We start from the raw sequence: 18,054 nt of genomic DNA, 5'->3' as shown, positions 1-18,054 counted from the left end.
AGTCGCAGGTGCAAACTTCACACAAGCGTATGGTTGCCAGCAAACGGGAAGATGGTGCGCAACAAACGATTCAAAGTGTTGCCATGCATCTGACGATGCAAGCTGCAAAATTGGTTGGTCTTGTCTTTGCTAACTAATTAACAATGTGGGTATGCCAACATAATGGCATACTCGTTTTGACCTTATTTGTTACACATAAATTGGTAATAGATAACACAATCAAAAGCGATGTTTATCGCCATCAAGCAAGTTTTCAAAATTGAAACCGAGGGATTTAACGCCAGAACAGTAACAAATAAAGAAACAAAGAGAACGCTGCTCAAGATCAATACCTTCTCATATTTCACGCTGGTTATCTTGAATATACGGCCCCTAGAGATGTAAACTAAGCGTAAATAAAAAGTGAGACAAAAAGGAGCTTCACATGAAAAAATCCAAACCTGCAATGATGGTAAAGATTGGACAAAGCAGTGCTGAAGATATGTTAGAGCAATTGACTCAACAAAATTATGAACTTATACCTGGCGGGCCGATCACCAGTGGTAAATTCTTTGAAGCCTTGCGCGATATCTATGTGAGATATTGCGATATCACGTCTCAATTACAATGTGCAGATAAAAAGATAGTCGCTTTTAGCGTTGACTATGAAACACGCAAAACAGACGGCCTTTGGAGCACTCACCCATGTTACAAAGTGCATCTTTCAAATAAAGAGATCCTGCCATTTTCAACTGCGTACACGCTAGAACCCTAGGCCAGTAATATATAGAGCGCACACGATGTCTGAATTGGCATCGTCACCATATCCGCTATTCACTGCTACTTCAGCACAAACTGAGCATACTTGCAGTAAAGTAGTTAAATTTCATGTACTTTTTAGGGCTGGTGAGCGCTCTAGAATTGTCTAACCTTCATTAAACTGATACTTTAGAATGTGTTTTTACTAATCAATCAGATTTCAAGGATGTCATACTATGAAGGCTCATAGAACAGAGCGATTTTTAAAGCTGTTTTTACCTCTTTTACTAGCTAAATACCTTGCCAGATCTCCAAAACTCCTTATTGGTCTAACGCTATTTTTTATTTTACTTATCGTGTTTATTGTCAAAGTAGCCACATTTGCAATTTATTCCTTTCTATTTGGCGGACTCTTATTTATCGGCTGGCAAAGCTGGAATGCTACTAAACGGCTTTTTAGAAAACAAAAAAAATCATAATCGACTCATATTCGTCACCTCGCGCAGTGGCGAGGTAACTAGGGCTATTACTGTACCAACTGGTAACTATTGCCCAATTCATCTTGCAGTACATACGCTGTACCGTTAACAGCAGTGACGTTCAATGGCTCCGTCAGTATACGACTTGAATATTGCCAGCCCTCAGGCAAGTTTAGTCGCTCTCCTAAATTCATTAAGTCATCCATTTGCATTGACGCATCCGAGATACGACTAAACGATTGCATTACATAAACTTGGCCAGTGTTATCGGTAATTTCATAAACCCGTCTACCTTGATAAAAGTGCCAAGTATTACTTCTAGCTACCTCACCGGCAACATATGGCGCTTGCTCACCACCTGCAGCGCTTATATCAGCGGTGGTTAGCAGGCGCATTTTAACATCGCCAAATTGACGAAATTCAGTATCTGCATCCAGTGTAATTGTGTCACCACCTCGGCTTTCATCCACCACAAAAAAGCGCGGACCATTTGGTATTGCACTAAGCACATTATATTGCTGCGCAACCTCATCAAAATCTATAGCATCCCACTGTGCTTGACGGCATATATCAACCCCGGGGGTACCCCATACTTGCGCAACGATTTTGCCGCCTTGCTGATAAGGCAATAAAATTTCACAGTAGCGCATGTTGTAGCGTGGCCCACCTGTGACAAGCGGCTCTTGCACTTTGGTCGATTGCATAAACGCTAAAAAATGCAGCGCCAAGTCTTCCCCAACATCGTCCTGAATAAAATGCCCGGCAGGAAAACGGCGATGGTCAGCTCCATCAGCCCCCGGAACATGGTTAACCCATTTTTGTTGGTTAGATTCGCTTCCAAGCCCCGTATCGTATTCACCAGCGTTAAACATAAATGGATTATGATAAGCGCCTAATGTTTGCCACGCAGGTAACGTTTGCATCTCAATACCTGATAGCATGGACGGAAATGCGCGAATTGCCGCTTTGTATTGCACATTTGGATACGGCGCGTTGTATGCTGTGACTTCCGCATCGCTTAACTCAATTGCTGAGAGCTTTTGAACCACATCACCCGCCATTAACTCAGGCACACTGGCTGCATAATTGATCCACTGCTGAAACCCTTCAACACGATCACGCGAGCGAGAATCAAAAAACGTACTGGCATCTGCAGTGATTGATTCATCAATCTCAAAGCTGGGCAACTGATAAGGGTTACTGCCTGTTGGTATAATTGGCATATCTCCATTAGCGACTACAATTCTGGCAAACCGTTCAGACATATTACCCGCTATTCTCAGCCCAATAAGACTGCCCCAGTCTTGGACAAACAAATTGATATCTGTGAGCTGTAACTGATCAATAAATGCCTTAGTCCAAGCCACATGATGCTCATATCGATGAACTACCGTATTTAATGGTTTGTCCGACTTACCCATCCCCATATTATCTAAAGCAATCACCCGATAGCCTGCATCCGCTAAGATAGGGATCATTTTACGATATAGATATGACCAGCTCGGCTGACCATGAAGCATCAGTACAACTTCTCCCTCTTTTGGCCCTTCGTCAACATAATGTAATCTCAGCCCTTCTAGCTCTATATAGTTAGCTGAAAAGTCATAGCCGGGTAAGCCATCAAAACAGGTATCTGGTGTTCTAATAAACTCCACGCCTTTGGCTGTAGTCAACGTATTAATCTCTGCCTCTAAACACGCTTCACTTAATGGGCCTATGGCAGGTCTCGTCTCAACGGGTGTTTGAGCGGCGGTTTCTTCAATTGTGATAACTTCATCATCGTTATCACTGCATGCCACTAATAAACCACTTAGCAAGCACACTCCAAGTACTTTTTGCAAAGCTGCCGCAGAGTGTTTCAACTTAAACTGTTTTTCTTGAATACTATAAATCATGTTTGTTTTTCCTTATGCCTTTGCAGACAATTGCTTGTCGTGTTAGGCATAGGAATATCACCGTAAAAAGCTGTCGCGTAGCCAGTTGTGTGCAGATGGTGTAAAAGTCTGTATCAATGGTGTTTTCGCGGCGTATCATCAAAACGAGTTTGCTTGTACCATGCAATATATCGAGAACTGCTGGAATACTAAGTGAATAAATTAGATATGCCACCGAGCCAAGTTGGGCTGTATAACAAAAGAAAAACACAAGCTTGGATATTTTTACTCATTTGGCCTTGGTTCAATATCTTGCTGCTGTCGTGTGTACTACTTGCCCTTGATGCCTTCACACTCCACTTATTTGCACAGGCCACATTCAAGGTTTGGAGCGGGTTTTGCGCAGGTTATCTTTTATTTAATATCTTAGAACCTGTTTTAGCGCGGCTGTTTACTGTAAACCTGCGCCATAATGTTTGGCTATTTAGACCGTTTGTCATCATTGTATTCTATGCGCTGATTGGCCCTATTGTGAACTTGCCCATCAACAGCGCTGCTGCCCCTCAAGTGACTTTTTTACCTATTGTCATTATGTTACTTGAAACCTTAGTTTACATTGCGGTGATGCTCATGTTTAAACAGCAAACTTATCACTTTCAATCACAATTACAGGCACAAAAAGCAGAGCTACAGATACTGAAAATGCAATCTAACCCGCATTTTTTATTTAATACTCTGAACCTCATTGCCAGCGAAGTAACACACCACCCACAAAAAGCCAAAGCGCTAATTTACGATTTGAGTGACCTATTACGAGAAGCCATGCAGCAGGCCAAACAGCAATTTATTCCCCTTGAACAAGAGCTAAAACTGGCTGAGTTGTATCTAGTTTTGCAGCAAAAACGCTTTGCCGATAGGCTTACCTTTGATATTGATTGCCACAGCGAGTTAGAACAACTGCCTATCCCCTCTTTACTTTTGTTGCCGATTGTCGAAAACGCGGTGAAATATGGCATTGCGCCCTACGCTAAAGCGGGCCACATCAGTATCATTATTGAAAAAAAGCGCTCTAATCTACTGATTGAAGTGCAAGATACCGGCGCTCAATTTGATGACAGCCTAGTTGTACAAGGTGAAGGGCTGCGCATCGCAACAGAAACACTCAAATTACACTATCAAGGCCAAGCCACATTTGCGTTACAATCCAGTCATGAAGGCACCAGTGCGTTTATTCAAATACCAGTATTACATTGAGCCACTATGAATACAAAAACCGTGATCATTGTCGACGACGAGCCCGCTGCGAGACAAAATTTAAAGGATGTGATCGAGGGTTTTGATGACCTCACAATTATTGGCGAAGCATCAGATGGTAAATCGGCCATAGCGCAAATCATGATTAAGCGCCCTGATATCGTCTTTCTTGATATTGAAATGCCTGAGTTAAATGGCTTTGATGTTGCCAAAGCGACCCAAAATATAGACTATCAGCTGATTTTTATGACCGCATACGAGCACTATGCCCTCAAAGCCTTTGATACCAAGGCCATTGACTATTTAGTCAAACCTGCAAGGCCAGAGCTCATCATAAGAAGTATCAATAAAATGCTTAATCAACATGCACACTATCACGCGCATATATCCACAGAACGCCTTATCCTCAGCGATCATGCAGAGCAAAAAGTCATTGAATTTAACCATATCAATTATATTGAAAGCATTGGCCGCTATCGTCGAGTGCATTTAACTCAATCGGGTAAACACATACACAACACAGAGACCATCATCTCAGAAAAAACCCTAGATGGGTTTGAAACGCAGCTACCAGACTCGCAATTTTATCGACTGCACCGAAGTTACATCATCAATGCCACACGGCTCGTAGAACTTAAGTATCAAGCGCGCAAACATTTCGTTCGACTTGCAGGCACAGATAAAGACATTCCGGTTTCACGGGGTTTTGTCAACACATTAAAAGCCCGTATCGCACACCATGACTGACAAGCTAAATTAATAACGAGGTTTATCGGCTTTGCCCAATCGCTGACACCAATATCTGACTGCCTGGTAACCAACTATGCATGATAGACAGCACCTGCCCTTTTGTTGTTTGTACCTTATACACACCGGACATGACATACTGTTCAAACTCCAGTTCCTGCGGACCATACTGGGTAACCACTCCTTTGTTATAAAAACTAATTTAATTATTTTTTATAACAAAATGTGCGTTGTCGTACTTTAAGCATTTTATGTTCATAAACACAGTAAACACCAGATATGAGTAAAAAAGTGCCTTAAGTGCTTCAGTAAAAGTGAGCTTAAGATCACTCAAGATCCCCATATACAAAGCGGTGGCGAGTAAAATAGAGATAACGCACATGGCACTCAAATGCAAAATTTTAAACCAACCTGGTTTATCTATTTTAATCTCATCATTTAACATCTTGCCCAGCTCTCCCATATTAATTACTTTGAATGACAACCATCCAATTAACGTAATAAACAACCATACAGTTGCATAATTCACAATAAAATCTTTATTATGAGAAGAGATTTAACTTTGAATACCTTATATTCTTATTGATAATCATAGATATAAGTTAAAAACTACCAATTTAAACGATTCGATTTAAATGCAAACGAGTGTAAACAAGAATAAAGTTAACTTGCTCTGATAGCGAAGGCACTCCTTTGCTGACCTTATTAATAAAAATATGTGGCTCGTGCTTAGCGAAAAACGATTTACTAATTCATTGAATTACACTAGGCAATACCCTCATTTCTCAACATCTCAATCAGCTGTGATGTGTGGAATTCTTTACTCAAAAATAGAGCATATTTACTTCACTATTGATACTTATCTCCCCTAAATTTTTTTATAAATACTTTTATAAAGTGCTAATTTAAAAGAACTTTTGTTAAGTTTTAGTTGCAAACAAGAATATCAGCTGATAATTTACGACAATCGATTAAGGAGGAGGTACAAGGGTGTGGTGGTGAGTAGCACAAGAAGGATCAAGACAGAAAACTTTAGAGCGTATGTCCAACGCTCAATGCGGCAGCTGCGCAAAGAAAGAAAATGGACACAAGAACAATTAGGGAAAAAGCTCGGTGTCGACCAAGCCTCAATTAGTAACTATGAGTCTGGCAAAACAGATATGACATGCACTCAACTTTTTGAGTTGTTTCTTATATTTGGTAAAGATTTGAGTGGTATTTTTGATTTTAAATCTTCAGTAATAGCTGAGGAAAAGCAAAAAGAAGAAAAGGAGTAGTAGTTATGGATAATATTTACAATATTTTAGACCATATATTTCCACTAGTTGTTTTTATCGGTTTATTACTTAGCTGGAAAGTTGCGACTGCGAGATGGTTTCTGATCTCATATGTAGTTGTTGTAACTACTAGTTTATTAACAATGCATCTGACCATCCAGTGGAACACTCATTACTATATTTTTGAGTCTTTAGTGAATCTTGCCTTTTTCATACCAATATTTTATCGTAGAAGCCTAGCATTAATGCTATACCAAAAGACAGGAACTAAGTTTTACCTGTACGTTTACCAAAAACAAACGCTATCCACACAAGAGTGCACTATTGCGATTGTAGTCGCATTGTCGATTATTGTGAACGCTATCACATGGCTTGAGGTATTGGCATATAAATACTATTTAATTGATAACGCCTTTTTTAAGCTTTATTTAAGAGACAATATAATTCTATTAATCCAGGTAATTCTTTGTGGGTGCTTTTTAACTTATGCCAGTACTGCAAAGTCGAAGGAGCTGAATTATGAAAATACTGAATACTAATGAATTGCAATCAATTTTAGGTGGAATGAACGGTAGCTCACCAGGTTTACCACACAGAGCACAAGCAATTAAGCTAACCAATAATAAACCTGCGAGTAACTCTTAAAAACTAACTAGAAACGGATTCATTTTAAATGTGAACTGAATCGATGGACTCGAGATATGATAGTTCTAAATGAAAAAATACTAAACTCTATTAATGGTAGCTATGCAAAGTCACCAGACTTGCCACGAAAAAATCAAGCTACATTGAAAAGTAATACTGCTGGTAACTTTCACCAAAAGAATTGCCTCCTCAATATCAAGTAATTAAGTTGTATGAAACAAGGAAAATACTATGAAGCAACTAACTGAAGAACTTTTGATGGTCATTGTAGGGGGGAGCGCTAATGCGCCGAAGTTACCATATAGACCAACGTCTATTCACTTACCAAATACTAAACGCTAAAAGTAACGTAACACCTAACTCTTGTAGCAAAGCGCTTTAAAGAAAGGAATTGAATAATGAAAACATTGAATATTAAGACATTAAAATATATTTATGGAGGACAGAAACTTCAAGCTCCTGATTTACCAGAAAGAAAGCAAACATTAGAATTTCCAATTAGTAAGATTTAATAGTGGAATTGTTAAGCCTTAGCACATTCGAATGTATCTATGGCGGAGTTCATTGAAGTTCTCCTAGCACTCCACCTAGAGCCAAAGCAATTGAGCTGTTTGGCATAAACCAATACAGCAATAGTCAGAGAGATAAATAACTTTTCTCTTAAAGAGTAAGCCATCACAGATGCGCTTACTCTTATGAATATTCACATATTTCATCTACATATAAAACTATTCTGACGACTCGACACACCTAACCGCCTGAGCAATAAAGCGCTATTCGCCCCCGCAATTCTTTACACCTTATAATTTAAATTCTGCTTTTTTCCCTGCGCCAATCAGCTGCTGTTTTGGTTGCACTAAACTGGTATACACTCGGCCAAGCGACTTAGGCAGTACCAAAGAAACAGCATTTAACTGTTTATGGGTTGATACGCAGCCAAGTCTGAAATAAGCGCGGCGGTGATGTCCTTTGTGAAGTTGAGTAAGTTGTGCTGGAAATTGATTCAGCTGACAGCTCAGTAATGCACCATTGGCCTGTACTTTTGTGTGTTTAAGTACAAGTTCCTGTAGCTGTTTACGCTTTACTTGCTCTGTTTGCCCATCTTGCAATACCAACTCTGTATCTCCAAGCAACCACGCCTCATTATTATGTAATAAATTCAGCCAATGACTAAAGTCAGTATTGACGAGCACATCAATTTGACCGCTTCGCACCGTTATCGTTGCGGTGGTTTCTTTTAGTGCATGTGCGTGGGTCAATGTAGACACGCACAACATCACAGTATAAATAGTAAAAGATAAAAAGTGCTTCAAAAAGTTCATCGGCAGTATGTCCCAGTTTGAATAGCACCATTATTAGAAATCGCTTTCATTTCAAATTCATAGCAATTCATTTTGTCTTTACTAGGTGAGTAAGTGACATAGTAATTTTCACCTTGATAGCCATAACGCATGGTTCGCTTACCATCGGTTTCTACAGTATGCGTCAAGTTTTTCACATCCCCCGCAGGTGGTCTCAGATCGGCGCGATCTGCCCCACCACTCAATGGCGCAACGCGTGGTAAATCACCTGTATCTACTTCACCCACTAGGCACTGAAACACATAAGGGGGCGCAGTCGATAAATGATATCGATAGCCAAACGTGTCATCAGCAATGCCATTACACAACTCTAAATCGCCTTGCGAGATAGCACTGCCATCTGGGTTGTTAAAACCATAGAGCGGATAACCATCATATCCCCAACCAATAATGGTATCGTCGTTGAGCGCCTCCATCGCATCCATCATGCAAGTGGGTGCAGCATGATAGTGATAATCATCTCCTCTGCCCGCATGACCACCGCAATTATCTAATTGACCAAGCGCCACCGTATCAACACTTGAGTCGTAATTAAACAAATCGAGTTCACCCGCAGCAGAATAGTCATAAATGGGCACCCCATTTATTGCCACACCGAGCGCAGCATCTACTGTTGTGGGGCTAGCCGCAGGTTGCGACTCCAGTTTAATTGGTGCGGCATAGCCAACCGCAGGGACGGGGATCTGTTCATTCGTCGCCTTTATGCCGTTCATCAAGTCATGACTTGGGTAAGTATCTGAAGTGATATAGGCATAGCTATCATCACAGGTTACAACAACATCACTTTCCGGAGACATTGCCACAGATTGACGAATGAGTTCACAACGTGTGAGTTCTGTTTGCACATCACCGCTGAGCGTGTATTTGAAATCTAGCGTGGTACTGAGCTCACCATCGCTGTAGCTTATTTGTTGGGTATATTCGCCCACTGCTTGCTCAGAGGTATCAATAGATTGCGGTGTAAAAGTTAGGCTATCACCATTACTATCACTGCAAGATAAATAATTACTGACAACCAAGTTCGACTGAGATAAAGACACTTTCGGCAGGCTGCTTTGAATGCAGCTCGGTGCTTGGTTTGTGATTTGATATGACAGCGCCACTTGCGTTTGCCCACCTTGGCCATCGGAGATGGTAATGGTTTGAGTATACGCTCCGGATTCAACCCCATCACTTTGAATTGTACTTGGCTCATAGCTCAGTGTATCGCCATCCACATCGCTGCATTGCAATGAGCCACTTACAGCAACAGCACCGCTACCTCGTGCTATATCAATCGAATTGGCGGTGCATTGTGGTGCTGCGTTTTCAGTCGAATTAGTTGGTGTTGATGTATTATCCGCACTGCTCCCACCGCCGCAGCCACTCAGTGATAGAAATAACAGGGTTATACTGCTTAATTGAAATACCGACATTGCCATTGTGTACCCTTTTTATAATAAAACCCCAAAACATATGGAATTTTTTATTCAGATTATACAAAATAACCCAATAACACTATTGCAAATTCAACAAGTATTCAAAAAGCACATAACCCTAATCTGATCATTCGGCAAAAAGCGTTCAAAAACCCTGCATAATGTAGGTATTTTTTATCACTTCTCATCTCATCCGAACAGTGAAAAAATACGATGTCATAGGTGCTTAATTAGCTTAAAACCCAACCTATACCCCAAGACAGAGACATGGTAAACATCACCGCCCACGAAACTTGTCTTAGCACCATTTTAGATGCAAAGCGCCACTGCATTTCTCGAATAATGGTGAGCAGCGATACGATACAAGGCAACATCACCCCCGCCAAATACACGGCACATAACAATTGAACGTCTGTGATTTCAGCGATTTTTAGCCCTTGTGTACTACTATCAATCAGCCCAATCGCCAAACCATCTTTACGAATGGCGCCTAAGATCACCGCAATAGCTGCGCCTTCAGGTAAATTCACCACACTCATCAATGGTGCTATCACGCCAATTAAAGCATCGAAAAAGCCAAGCCATGCTAAAAAACCAGCCGCTAAACAGATCCCCACAAAAAGCGGAAATGCCGTCATGAAAAATGACTTGAGTACATCGGTCATTTCATTAAATGCAAAACGCCAATTAGGCGGTTGTAAAAAGCCTCGATTCAATAAGTTATGAGAGGCAGCCGCTTTTCGTTGCGCCGCAGAGGTTGTCGCAATCAAATAAATACAGGTTGTAACGGCCAAAATAATCAAATATGGCAAGGTTAAATAGGGCTTACCCGCTGCGGAGAACACCGCAACAGTGGCTGGCAATTGATATGAGCAAGCAGAGCCAAACGATATCGCCGATACACAGCTGCCACGAGTGCAGCAAGAACAATTACGAGTTTGAATTATCGCAGGTACATTGCAGCCAAATCCCATGATCACACGTACCAAGTCACGACCACTTAATCCGAGTTTGTGCATAACTGGGTCTAAACGATAAGACAGTCTATCTATCAGCCCTGTGGTTTTATACAAAGAGATAATAATCGAAAAAATAACCACCGTTGGCAATGCGTACAAGATTAAAAACGGCAACATAGACACCAAGCCATAATCACCCACCAGCATATGATTAAAGGGCTCAGGCAAATGAGAGAGCTTTGCTTTAATTAAGTCGACTGGCTGCTCAATCGTTGGATACAGCCAATCGGCAAATGTATTTGCATTGGTCACGGCCAGCCAAGCAGGCAGCACCAATAATAAAAAGGATAAAAGCGGGGCAAGTCCTGTTTTTTCGAAAAACAATAACTTGGGTTTGACAGACCAATTGGCTGACAACTTCGGCGCACTTTTTGGAAAACGAGATGGACGCGCTAACGCCTGCTCTATTTCTATAAGTTGCCCATCTGAAATATGGCGGTTATCAACTGTTACCCAAGCCAAATTAGTACTTTCTCGAAGTCTCGCCAGCTCCTCCTTAACGCCTGCCTTATCTTTTACCAAATCCCAATAAGTTAAGATAACAATACCTGTTTGGCCTTTTGCGAGGTGCCATAGGTCAGATAAGTCACTTTTTAAATCAGACGCCTTTAGCGTCAAAATAATGTGCTCACTGGTTTTTAATCGGCTCAAGACTTGAGAGGTCACTACACTGTCCATACTGGTTTGTATGCCAGGTGTGTCTGTGATTGTTTGGCCATTCCAAGTGTATTCTTTACAAAATAACGAACTACCTTGGAAGTTGCTTTTACCTGACTTTTTACCTATCAAGTTTTCCGTGAACGCGGTTTTCCCCACACTCTCTTTGCCAATCAATAGCCAATTGTTTTTTTGCTTTTGCTCTGGGTAAAAAGTCTGTACATCAATAAACTGCGTCATTAGCAGAAGCACTCCTGCTGCTTGCAACAGTCCATATCTTCGAGCACCATTCCCGCTTGGCGATAGTGTTTCATCACTGACATATCAAGCTCTAGCTCTGAACCAATTACTCTACATGGCGCGGCAAAACGGCCTCTAAACTTATAGATAAAACAAAGCAGAGTTGGGTCATGATAGAGTCTCGGCCCTGCTAAGAATAAATTTCTGCGTTTAGTCGACTCGTCAAATGCACTGACCCACGGATAACCGTTATCTTGGTAGACAAAAAGATCGGATACAGGACCAAGATCCATCTCAAACCCCGTGCAATTAATCGGTGGAAATGGCGTACGCACCTCGTTACCCTCAGTAGATTGCACAACATACTCATTGCCTTCTTTGTACACTGAACTGACTTCAAACTCGCCATCAAAATCAATGTCTTTATTGTCTGCAATCGACTTCATACGCTCCATAGTATACGGAGATAAAACTTGGCTGGGGTCATAGGTATCTGCGTCATTGGGCTTACAATCAAGTAAGGTGACTTTGTTTGCAGAATTAGCCAAATTAAACGTGGCATCAACACCGCTTTCATAGCCGCCAATGACCACATAATGCCCCTGTTCTAATGCTTCCCAATCACGAACATGGGTATTGTGCTGACACAACTCTGCACCACTAAATGCATTCATACTGGGTGATTGAAACTCGCCCCCTGCCCATATTAAAAATTTGCATTGGATCTCAGAGTCGCTCGTTTGCAAATAAAACCCGTCATTTGGCCCTATCGATGATACCTCCAATAGCTCAGTTTGTGTCGTCACTGGGATTTTGTAATGGTTAACCACCATATTTAAGTACTTTGCATACTCTTTACCACTCAGATGTTCTTTTCCCGCATTAAAAGCCGGTGAAGTATCTGGGGTGATGGCGTTTAAGTCTGTTTGATGATAGCCATTACAAGGAAAGGAAGGGGTAATAAAGCGCATGCTTTCTGGCCACCTTAAAAAGCTCTCCCCCACTTCGCCTCGCTCAAGCACAATGAGTTCTTCATCTTCAATGCCCATTTGCTTTAATAAAGCAGCACACCCGAGTCCCGCAGGGCCTGCGCCAACGATTACGACTTCCGTTTTGATCATGTGAGGTTCACCTATCTCGTTAAAACTTAAATTTGATACGATATAACACATCAATATACACAAGTGTAAATGAGAATTCATTGCATTAATGAATTAATCTTGCTGGTCGTACCCTTAAACATAAAAGCCTGCAGCAATTCCAATGGTGAAACCACTAAAATATGTTATAACATAACAAATAAGCAGAAATAGTGGTATATCAATTATGACCTCCGCAATTGAAGAAAAAATAATTAATGCTCCGGAATCAGACTATATGAATGACGAGCAATTGGCATTTTTTAAAGACCTACTCATTGAGTTACACGACACAACCAGAGCACGAATAAAAGAAGCCAAAGAGGAAATACTCAACCAGCCAGATTTACCAGACTTTAACGACAGAGCCTCTTGGGAGGAACAATGTGAACTCCTTATGCGCATTGTAGATAGAGAGCAAAAACTACTGCCTAAAATTCAACTCTCCCTTGAGCGCATTCGTTTAGGCACCTATGGGTATTGCCTCGAAACTGGCGAGCCGATTGGGGTCCAACGACTGATGGCAAGACCGACCGCAGAATACTGCATTGACGTCAAAGCATGCCAAGAAATGAAGGAGCATTTAATTCGATCTTGATTGACACATTCATCCAACTATCCAAGTAACAATAAGGTAGCAAGTTATGTTACAAACACCGTCAAAATTACCTGTTACAGTACTTTCCGGCTTTCTAGGTGCGGGGAAAACCACACTCTTGAACCACATACTCAATAACCGAGATGAGCTAAAAATAGCGGTTATTGTTAATGATATGAGCGAAATTAACATCGACGCCGCCACCGTTAAAAATGAAATCGGCGTTAATCGTGCAGAAGAAAAGCTCGTCGAAATGAGTAATGGCTGTATCTGCTGCACGCTGCGGGAAGACTTACTCGAAGAAATCACCCAGCTCGCCAAAGAAGGTAAGTACGACTACCTCGTTATTGAATCCACGGGTATATCAGAGCCTCTCCCAGTGGCTGAAACCTTCACCTTTACCGATGAAGATGGTCAAAGCTTATCTAATGTCGCTACATTAGACACCATGGTTACCGTTGTCGATGCCCTTAATTTTTTAAAAGACTACGGCCAAGCCCAGTACTTACATGACGTTGGGGAAAGCTTAGGTGAAGACGACCATCGCAATGTCGCTGACTTGTTAGTCGACCAAATCGAGTTTGCTGATGTGATTGTTATCAGTAAAACCGACCTTGTTACTGAGACAGAGCTGCGCCGTTTACAGAGCATTTTAAGTACGCTTAATACTGAAGCCTTACAAATACCGGTATTAAACGGCCAAGTGCCGATCAAACAGATCCTTGCAACAGGTAAATTCAGTTTTGAGAAAGCGCAGCTAGCTCCGGGCTGGTTAAAAGAGCTCCGTGGTGAGCATGTGCCAGAAACGGAAGAGTTTGGTATCAGCAGTTTTGTATATGCCGCACGCAAGCCTTTTCACCCGCAAAGATTTTATGACTTTTTACACAGTAAAGACAAAAAGGGTAAGCTCATTCGCTCTAAAGGCTTCTTTTGGCTTGCATCACGCCCTCAGTTTGCAGGTAGTTGGAATCAAGCTGGGGGGATGGCGCAATATGGCGTGGCTGGACTCTTTTGGAAAGCCGTCCCACAAGAGCAGTGGCCAACAGACCCTGAATACATTGATGCGATACAAGATATGTGGGAAGAACCCTACGGGGACATGCGTCAAGAGCTGGTGTTTATCGGTCAAAAGCTCGATAAACAAGCGATTATCGATGCACTGAATGACTGCTTATTAAGCGAAGAAGAAATGGCACTTGGTATGCAGCTTTGGAGCACGCTACCTGATCCATTCCCTGAGTGGGAAACCAGATAAACTAAACCGAGGCAGTTTCACTTACGACACTGCCTCGATTAATCGTAATGACTTTTCATAGCTCCGCTTCTAATACTGCAAGCGCGCGTTTTTCCGCTTCATCAATTACACCATCAGCTTCGATGACTTTAATAACAAGCTCTTTGACAAATTTTCGCATTGGATCGTCAACAATATGATGCATTCTATGCTGAATGAACGACTCTATGTCATTTTGCTGTACCGCCAAAACTGATTTGCTCAAGCTATCTTCAAAATAATCTTCTAACGCTATTGTCGAATTCCACTGCAACTGATTTGCCCAGTCATAGACAACACGCCTTTCGCTATCGTCTATTTTTCCATCAACTCCAATAAACAATAGAGCAAGGTCTAATAAAGACTCCTTCTGCAATTGATCAATGCAGATCCCAGTATCAAAGTGACTTAATAGTTGCTCAAATTTCATTGTTTCTCCTTTCAAGTTGAGATAATCAAACTCAATAAAATGACAATAATACATTTGTCATTTTACAAACATAATTTACTTACATACGTTGCTCAAAGCAATTTAGAACAAATCAGTTCATCGCTCCTTTTAATGCGATAAATACACAATAGTACTCTGTAATAAAAACATATGAATAGGTCGCACATCAGTGCACAAACAGATTTTATAGCGCTAACTTGCGCCACCGCCCCATAAAAACAATAGATAACAATAATATACTTGTGATTTCACTTATCCATAATTTTACTAGAGTTACGACTCTCCAATGATTTATGGGTAAAATGCCTAGTTACAAACTTATTTTACGATGGCGAGTTGTATCGTCTGCACCTTTAACACCCGTCATGGGGTTGTTTTCAAATTCCATTGCGCCCCTAATTTGAAATAGAAAATAGCTGCTCATTCACCCCAAATAAATATAAACAATTTAATTCCCCCAAGATTTAGAATTTTATCTTCAGCGAACAAAACTTTTTAGAGGACTATATATTCCACCCCAAAATTACACTGCAAATTATTTTACTCAAAATTTTCACATCAAAAATAGGACTTAACATGCTCGATAAGATGAAAGGATTACTTCTTCTCGTAACAGTAACCCTGGCCCCCATAGGCCAAGCAAAGGAAATATCAAAATCAGCCACGCAACTTCCAATTAGTTATAAATTTAACAATGACATAACCCCTTACATTATAGGAGGTCAAGAAACACAGCCCTATGCATATCCATTTATGGGCAGTTTGCAAGAAGATGGTGAGCATAAATGTGGTATCTCATTTGTCGGGGAAAATAGAGTACTTACGGCGGCCCATTGCATAAACTTTAATTACTACACATTCGATACTCATTACATTGACAGGCTGTCTGTTAAGCTTGGGGGCCATGACCTCAAAGAGGACGCACAGTGGACAACTTACCAAGTCAGACAGATTTTAATACATGATCGTTATGACTGGAGAGGTGCCGATGCTGTCAATACCGATAAAAGTTATGACATTGCTATTCTAGAGCTAGATAGGCCCGTTGAGAATATAACACCAATTAAATTAGCGAATATGCAAATCAGGGAGAGCCTTACATCCAGTGATACCCTAAGAGCAATGGGATGGGGAAAAATCGATGATGGCACCAGATCAAATAAACTTAAAGAAGTCGACCTACAGTATGTGCCAAACGTCTTATGTAAAGAATTTAAGTACTATGATAGATCGATCACTGACCTAATGATATGTGCGGGCGCGATTAACACAAATGAAGGTACCTGTAGTGGAGATAGTGGTGGGCCGCTTATCGTAAAGCGAGACAGCGAGTGGATACAAGTAGGTGTCGTTAATTTTGGCGTCTCCTGCGGCAAAAACGGTCATCCTTCAGTGTTTGCAGACATAGCGAATCTATCCGACTGGTTGTTTGGTAAAAACTTAGAATTTGGCTTTAAACACAAAACCAAAAATGCCTTTGTTACACGTAATTCACCCACTTTAATAGCAGGCGAGTTTAAAAATACACTTGAATTTCCTGTTACCGTCTCACAAATTGCGATTTCACAGCTCACATTCAATGATTTCTATTTTCCTAATCCCTACGGTGTCGAGCTAACGCAGCAAAGCTGCGAAGACGTGACGCTAGCCCCCCAGCAAGCATGTCAATTTAAAGCACTTGTTCCTGAAAAATATGAACATGGTTATTACAAAGTGGATGCCAAAATCACAGCCCCTATTACCACAAAATACTCACAAAGGTTGAACTTTTACAAAACTGACGAAATAACTGCAAACGTCAACCAGCACTTATCAACATCAGAGGATATTAAATGGTATTCAGGTGGCAGAGCCAATTGGTCTCTCACAAAAACTGACAAAGATGAACATGTCCTTATCAGTAGCGATAGGACTGATGATCAAATTAAAAATAGCTCACGACTAAGCTATCTCATCGTCGAAATAGATGACATACATATCGGTGCGCTCAGCTTTGATTATCTCATTACCGGTGAAACAACAGTTGATTATTTAGAGGTTTATCACGACGGTAAATTGCTTCGCCGCGATCGTGAAGGGCAAGAAATCAGTAAAAATGTGCATATTGATCTCAATAAAGGACAAAATCAGATTGCCATTTTGTTTTATAACAGTTCCGCTGAGCTTGCCAGCAATGTCACCCTTCACAACGTAAAAACCATATTTACTAACCAAACGCCCATCACTTCGGTGAAGCCAAACAATATTGAGGTACGTAGCGAACTTGACTTCACACTTGATGCCAGTCTATCTCATGATGCAGACGAAGACGCATTAACATACCAATGGATAGACATTCATAACCCTGAAGAAATCATTAGCGAAGAAAGTATTGTCCAGCTCAAAGCCCCTAATGTGACTAGTAATACGCTCAAAACGTACCAAGTCACTGTAACCGATGAGTACGGTGCAACTTCTTCAGCCCAAGTAAATGTTAATGTTGCTGCAAATAATGCACCTAGTGTTACATTGTCTAGTGACAAACAAACAGTCAATGTCGGCCAGGAAGTCTTGATCACATCAGAGTTCAGTGACCCGGATAATGACTCCTTAACTTTAACATGGACACAAACATCTGGCACACAAGTTAACTTTCCAGAAGGTGCTGAACAAATTAAATTTACAGCCCCTTCTGTTACGAAAAATGAAAGATTAACGTTTACATTATCCGCCACAGATCAATTTGAGTTATCAAGTACGGCATCAATCGATATTTTAGTTAACGCGCCTATGGACACAGAGGCTTCAACACCTCAAAATGAGGCAACAAACAGTGGGTCATTTTGGATCTTGCATTTTTGTGTACTGCTAATATTGACTGCTTTACGCCATTCTCGGAAGTAAT

17 protein-coding genes are annotated in these 18,054 nt (G+C 41.0%); 9 read left to right on the top strand and 8 right to left on the bottom strand.

The window, feature by feature from the left end:
* Positions 1 to 424: 424 nt before the first annotated feature.
* A complete protein-coding gene (locus tag L1077_RS17390; RefSeq protein ID WP_237138233.1) occupies positions 425 to 754 on the top strand; it encodes a hypothetical protein in 330 nt (109 codons plus the stop codon).
* A 510-nt stretch (positions 755 to 1,264) separates the two neighbouring features.
* Here L1077_RS17390 and L1077_RS17385 read toward each other — a convergent pair.
* On the bottom strand, positions 1,265 to 3,112 hold the full coding sequence (locus tag L1077_RS17385; RefSeq protein WP_237138232.1) for a haloalkane dehalogenase: 1,848 nt from the start codon (positions 3,110 to 3,112) through the stop codon (positions 1,265 to 1,267).
* 192 nt (positions 3,113 to 3,304) lie between these two features.
* Here L1077_RS17385 and L1077_RS27630 point away from each other — a divergent pair, with 192 nt between their 5' ends.
* Both L1077_RS27630 and L1077_RS17375 read left to right on the top strand, forming a co-directional pair.
* Entirely contained in the window at positions 3,305 to 4,345 is a 1,041-nt protein-coding gene (locus L1077_RS27630) for a sensor histidine kinase (RefSeq protein ID WP_237138231.1), read from the top strand.
* 6 nt (positions 4,346 to 4,351) lie between these two features.
* A complete protein-coding gene (locus L1077_RS17375) occupies positions 4,352 to 5,092 on the top strand; it encodes a LytR/AlgR family response regulator transcription factor (protein WP_237138230.1) in 741 nt (246 codons plus the stop codon).
* Positions 5,093 to 5,114: 22 nt separating this feature from the next.
* Here the strand turns inward: L1077_RS17375 and L1077_RS17370 are convergent, their stop codons facing one another.
* Together L1077_RS17370 and L1077_RS17365 are read right to left on the bottom strand one after the other, a co-directional pair.
* Positions 5,115 to 5,273 carry a hypothetical protein gene (locus L1077_RS17370; protein WP_237138229.1) on the bottom strand — a complete coding sequence of 53 codons (159 nt, stop codon included), beginning with the start codon at positions 5,271 to 5,273 and terminating at the stop codon, positions 5,115 to 5,117.
* A 21-nt stretch (positions 5,274 to 5,294) separates the two neighbouring features.
* On the bottom strand, positions 5,295 to 5,621 hold the full coding sequence (locus tag L1077_RS17365; protein ID WP_237138228.1) for a hypothetical protein: 327 nt from the start codon (positions 5,619 to 5,621) through the stop codon (positions 5,295 to 5,297).
* A 469-nt stretch (positions 5,622 to 6,090) separates the two neighbouring features.
* On the opposite strand from L1077_RS17365, the gene L1077_RS17360 reads away from it, so the two are divergent.
* Genes L1077_RS17360 through L1077_RS17350 form a run of 3 tightly spaced genes read left to right on the top strand, consistent with a single transcriptional unit; the run spans position 6,091 to position 7,014 of the window.
* Complete coding sequence (locus L1077_RS17360) at positions 6,091 to 6,369, top strand: helix-turn-helix transcriptional regulator (protein ID WP_237138227.1); 279 nt, start codon at positions 6,091 to 6,093, stop codon at positions 6,367 to 6,369.
* A gap of 5 nt (positions 6,370 to 6,374) precedes the next feature.
* Entirely contained in the window at positions 6,375 to 6,908 is a 534-nt protein-coding gene (locus L1077_RS17355) for a hypothetical protein (RefSeq protein WP_237138226.1), read from the top strand.
* Positions 6,889 to 7,014: a bacteriocin gene (locus L1077_RS17350; RefSeq protein ID WP_237138225.1), complete on the top strand. Its 126-nt coding sequence runs from the start codon at positions 6,889 to 6,891 to the stop codon at positions 7,012 to 7,014. Before L1077_RS17355 ends, L1077_RS17350 begins: the two co-directional genes overlap by 20 nt.
* An 800-nt stretch (positions 7,015 to 7,814) precedes the next feature.
* On the opposite strand, the gene L1077_RS17345 is transcribed toward L1077_RS17350, so the two are convergent.
* From L1077_RS17345 to L1077_RS17330, 4 genes are all read right to left on the bottom strand, one after another.
* Positions 7,815 to 8,336, bottom strand: coding sequence for a hypothetical protein (locus L1077_RS17345; protein ID WP_237138224.1), 522 nt, complete (start codon positions 8,334 to 8,336; stop codon positions 7,815 to 7,817).
* Positions 8,333 to 9,796: a YHYH protein gene (locus L1077_RS17340; protein ID WP_237138223.1), complete on the bottom strand. Its 1,464-nt coding sequence runs from the start codon at positions 9,794 to 9,796 to the stop codon at positions 8,333 to 8,335. The genes L1077_RS17345 and L1077_RS17340 overlap by 4 nt, the downstream gene beginning before the upstream one ends.
* A gap of 227 nt (positions 9,797 to 10,023) precedes the next feature.
* Positions 10,024 to 11,709 (bottom strand): nucleoside recognition domain-containing protein, encoded by a 1,686-nt coding sequence (locus L1077_RS17335; RefSeq protein ID WP_237138222.1) that lies wholly within the window; start codon positions 11,707 to 11,709, stop codon positions 10,024 to 10,026.
* Positions 11,709 to 12,830: an NAD(P)/FAD-dependent oxidoreductase gene (locus L1077_RS17330; RefSeq protein WP_237138221.1), complete on the bottom strand. Its 1,122-nt coding sequence runs from the start codon at positions 12,828 to 12,830 to the stop codon at positions 11,709 to 11,711. The genes L1077_RS17335 and L1077_RS17330 overlap by 1 nt, the downstream gene beginning before the upstream one ends.
* A gap of 205 nt (positions 12,831 to 13,035) precedes the next feature.
* On the opposite strand from L1077_RS17330, the gene L1077_RS17325 reads away from it, so the two are divergent.
* On the top strand, positions 13,036 to 13,446 hold the full coding sequence (locus L1077_RS17325; protein ID WP_237138220.1) for a TraR/DksA family transcriptional regulator: 411 nt from the start codon (positions 13,036 to 13,038) through the stop codon (positions 13,444 to 13,446).
* Between the two features lie 46 nt (positions 13,447 to 13,492).
* Positions 13,493 to 14,701 carry a zinc metallochaperone GTPase ZigA gene (zigA, locus tag L1077_RS17320; RefSeq protein ID WP_237138219.1) on the top strand — a complete coding sequence of 403 codons (1,209 nt, stop codon included), beginning with the start codon at positions 13,493 to 13,495 and terminating at the stop codon, positions 14,699 to 14,701.
* Between the two features lie 55 nt (positions 14,702 to 14,756).
* Here zigA and L1077_RS17315 read toward each other — a convergent pair whose 3' ends face one another.
* Positions 14,757 to 15,149 carry a hypothetical protein gene (locus L1077_RS17315; protein WP_237138218.1) on the bottom strand — a complete coding sequence of 131 codons (393 nt, stop codon included), beginning with the start codon at positions 15,147 to 15,149 and terminating at the stop codon, positions 14,757 to 14,759.
* A gap of 597 nt (positions 15,150 to 15,746) precedes the next feature.
* Here L1077_RS17315 and L1077_RS17310 point away from each other — a divergent pair.
* Positions 15,747 to 18,053 carry a serine protease gene (locus L1077_RS17310; RefSeq protein ID WP_237138217.1) on the top strand — a complete coding sequence of 769 codons (2,307 nt, stop codon included), beginning with the start codon at positions 15,747 to 15,749 and terminating at the stop codon, positions 18,051 to 18,053.
* The last annotated feature ends 1 nt before the right edge of the window (position 18,054 follow it).

This window comes from Pseudoalteromonas luteoviolacea, from assembly GCF_021654285.1.
Taxonomy (GTDB): domain Bacteria; phylum Pseudomonadota; class Gammaproteobacteria; order Enterobacterales; family Alteromonadaceae; genus Pseudoalteromonas; species Pseudoalteromonas luteoviolacea_J.
Note: the sequence above shows the minus strand (reverse complement) of the source record. Positions and strands in the feature narration are given on the sequence as shown.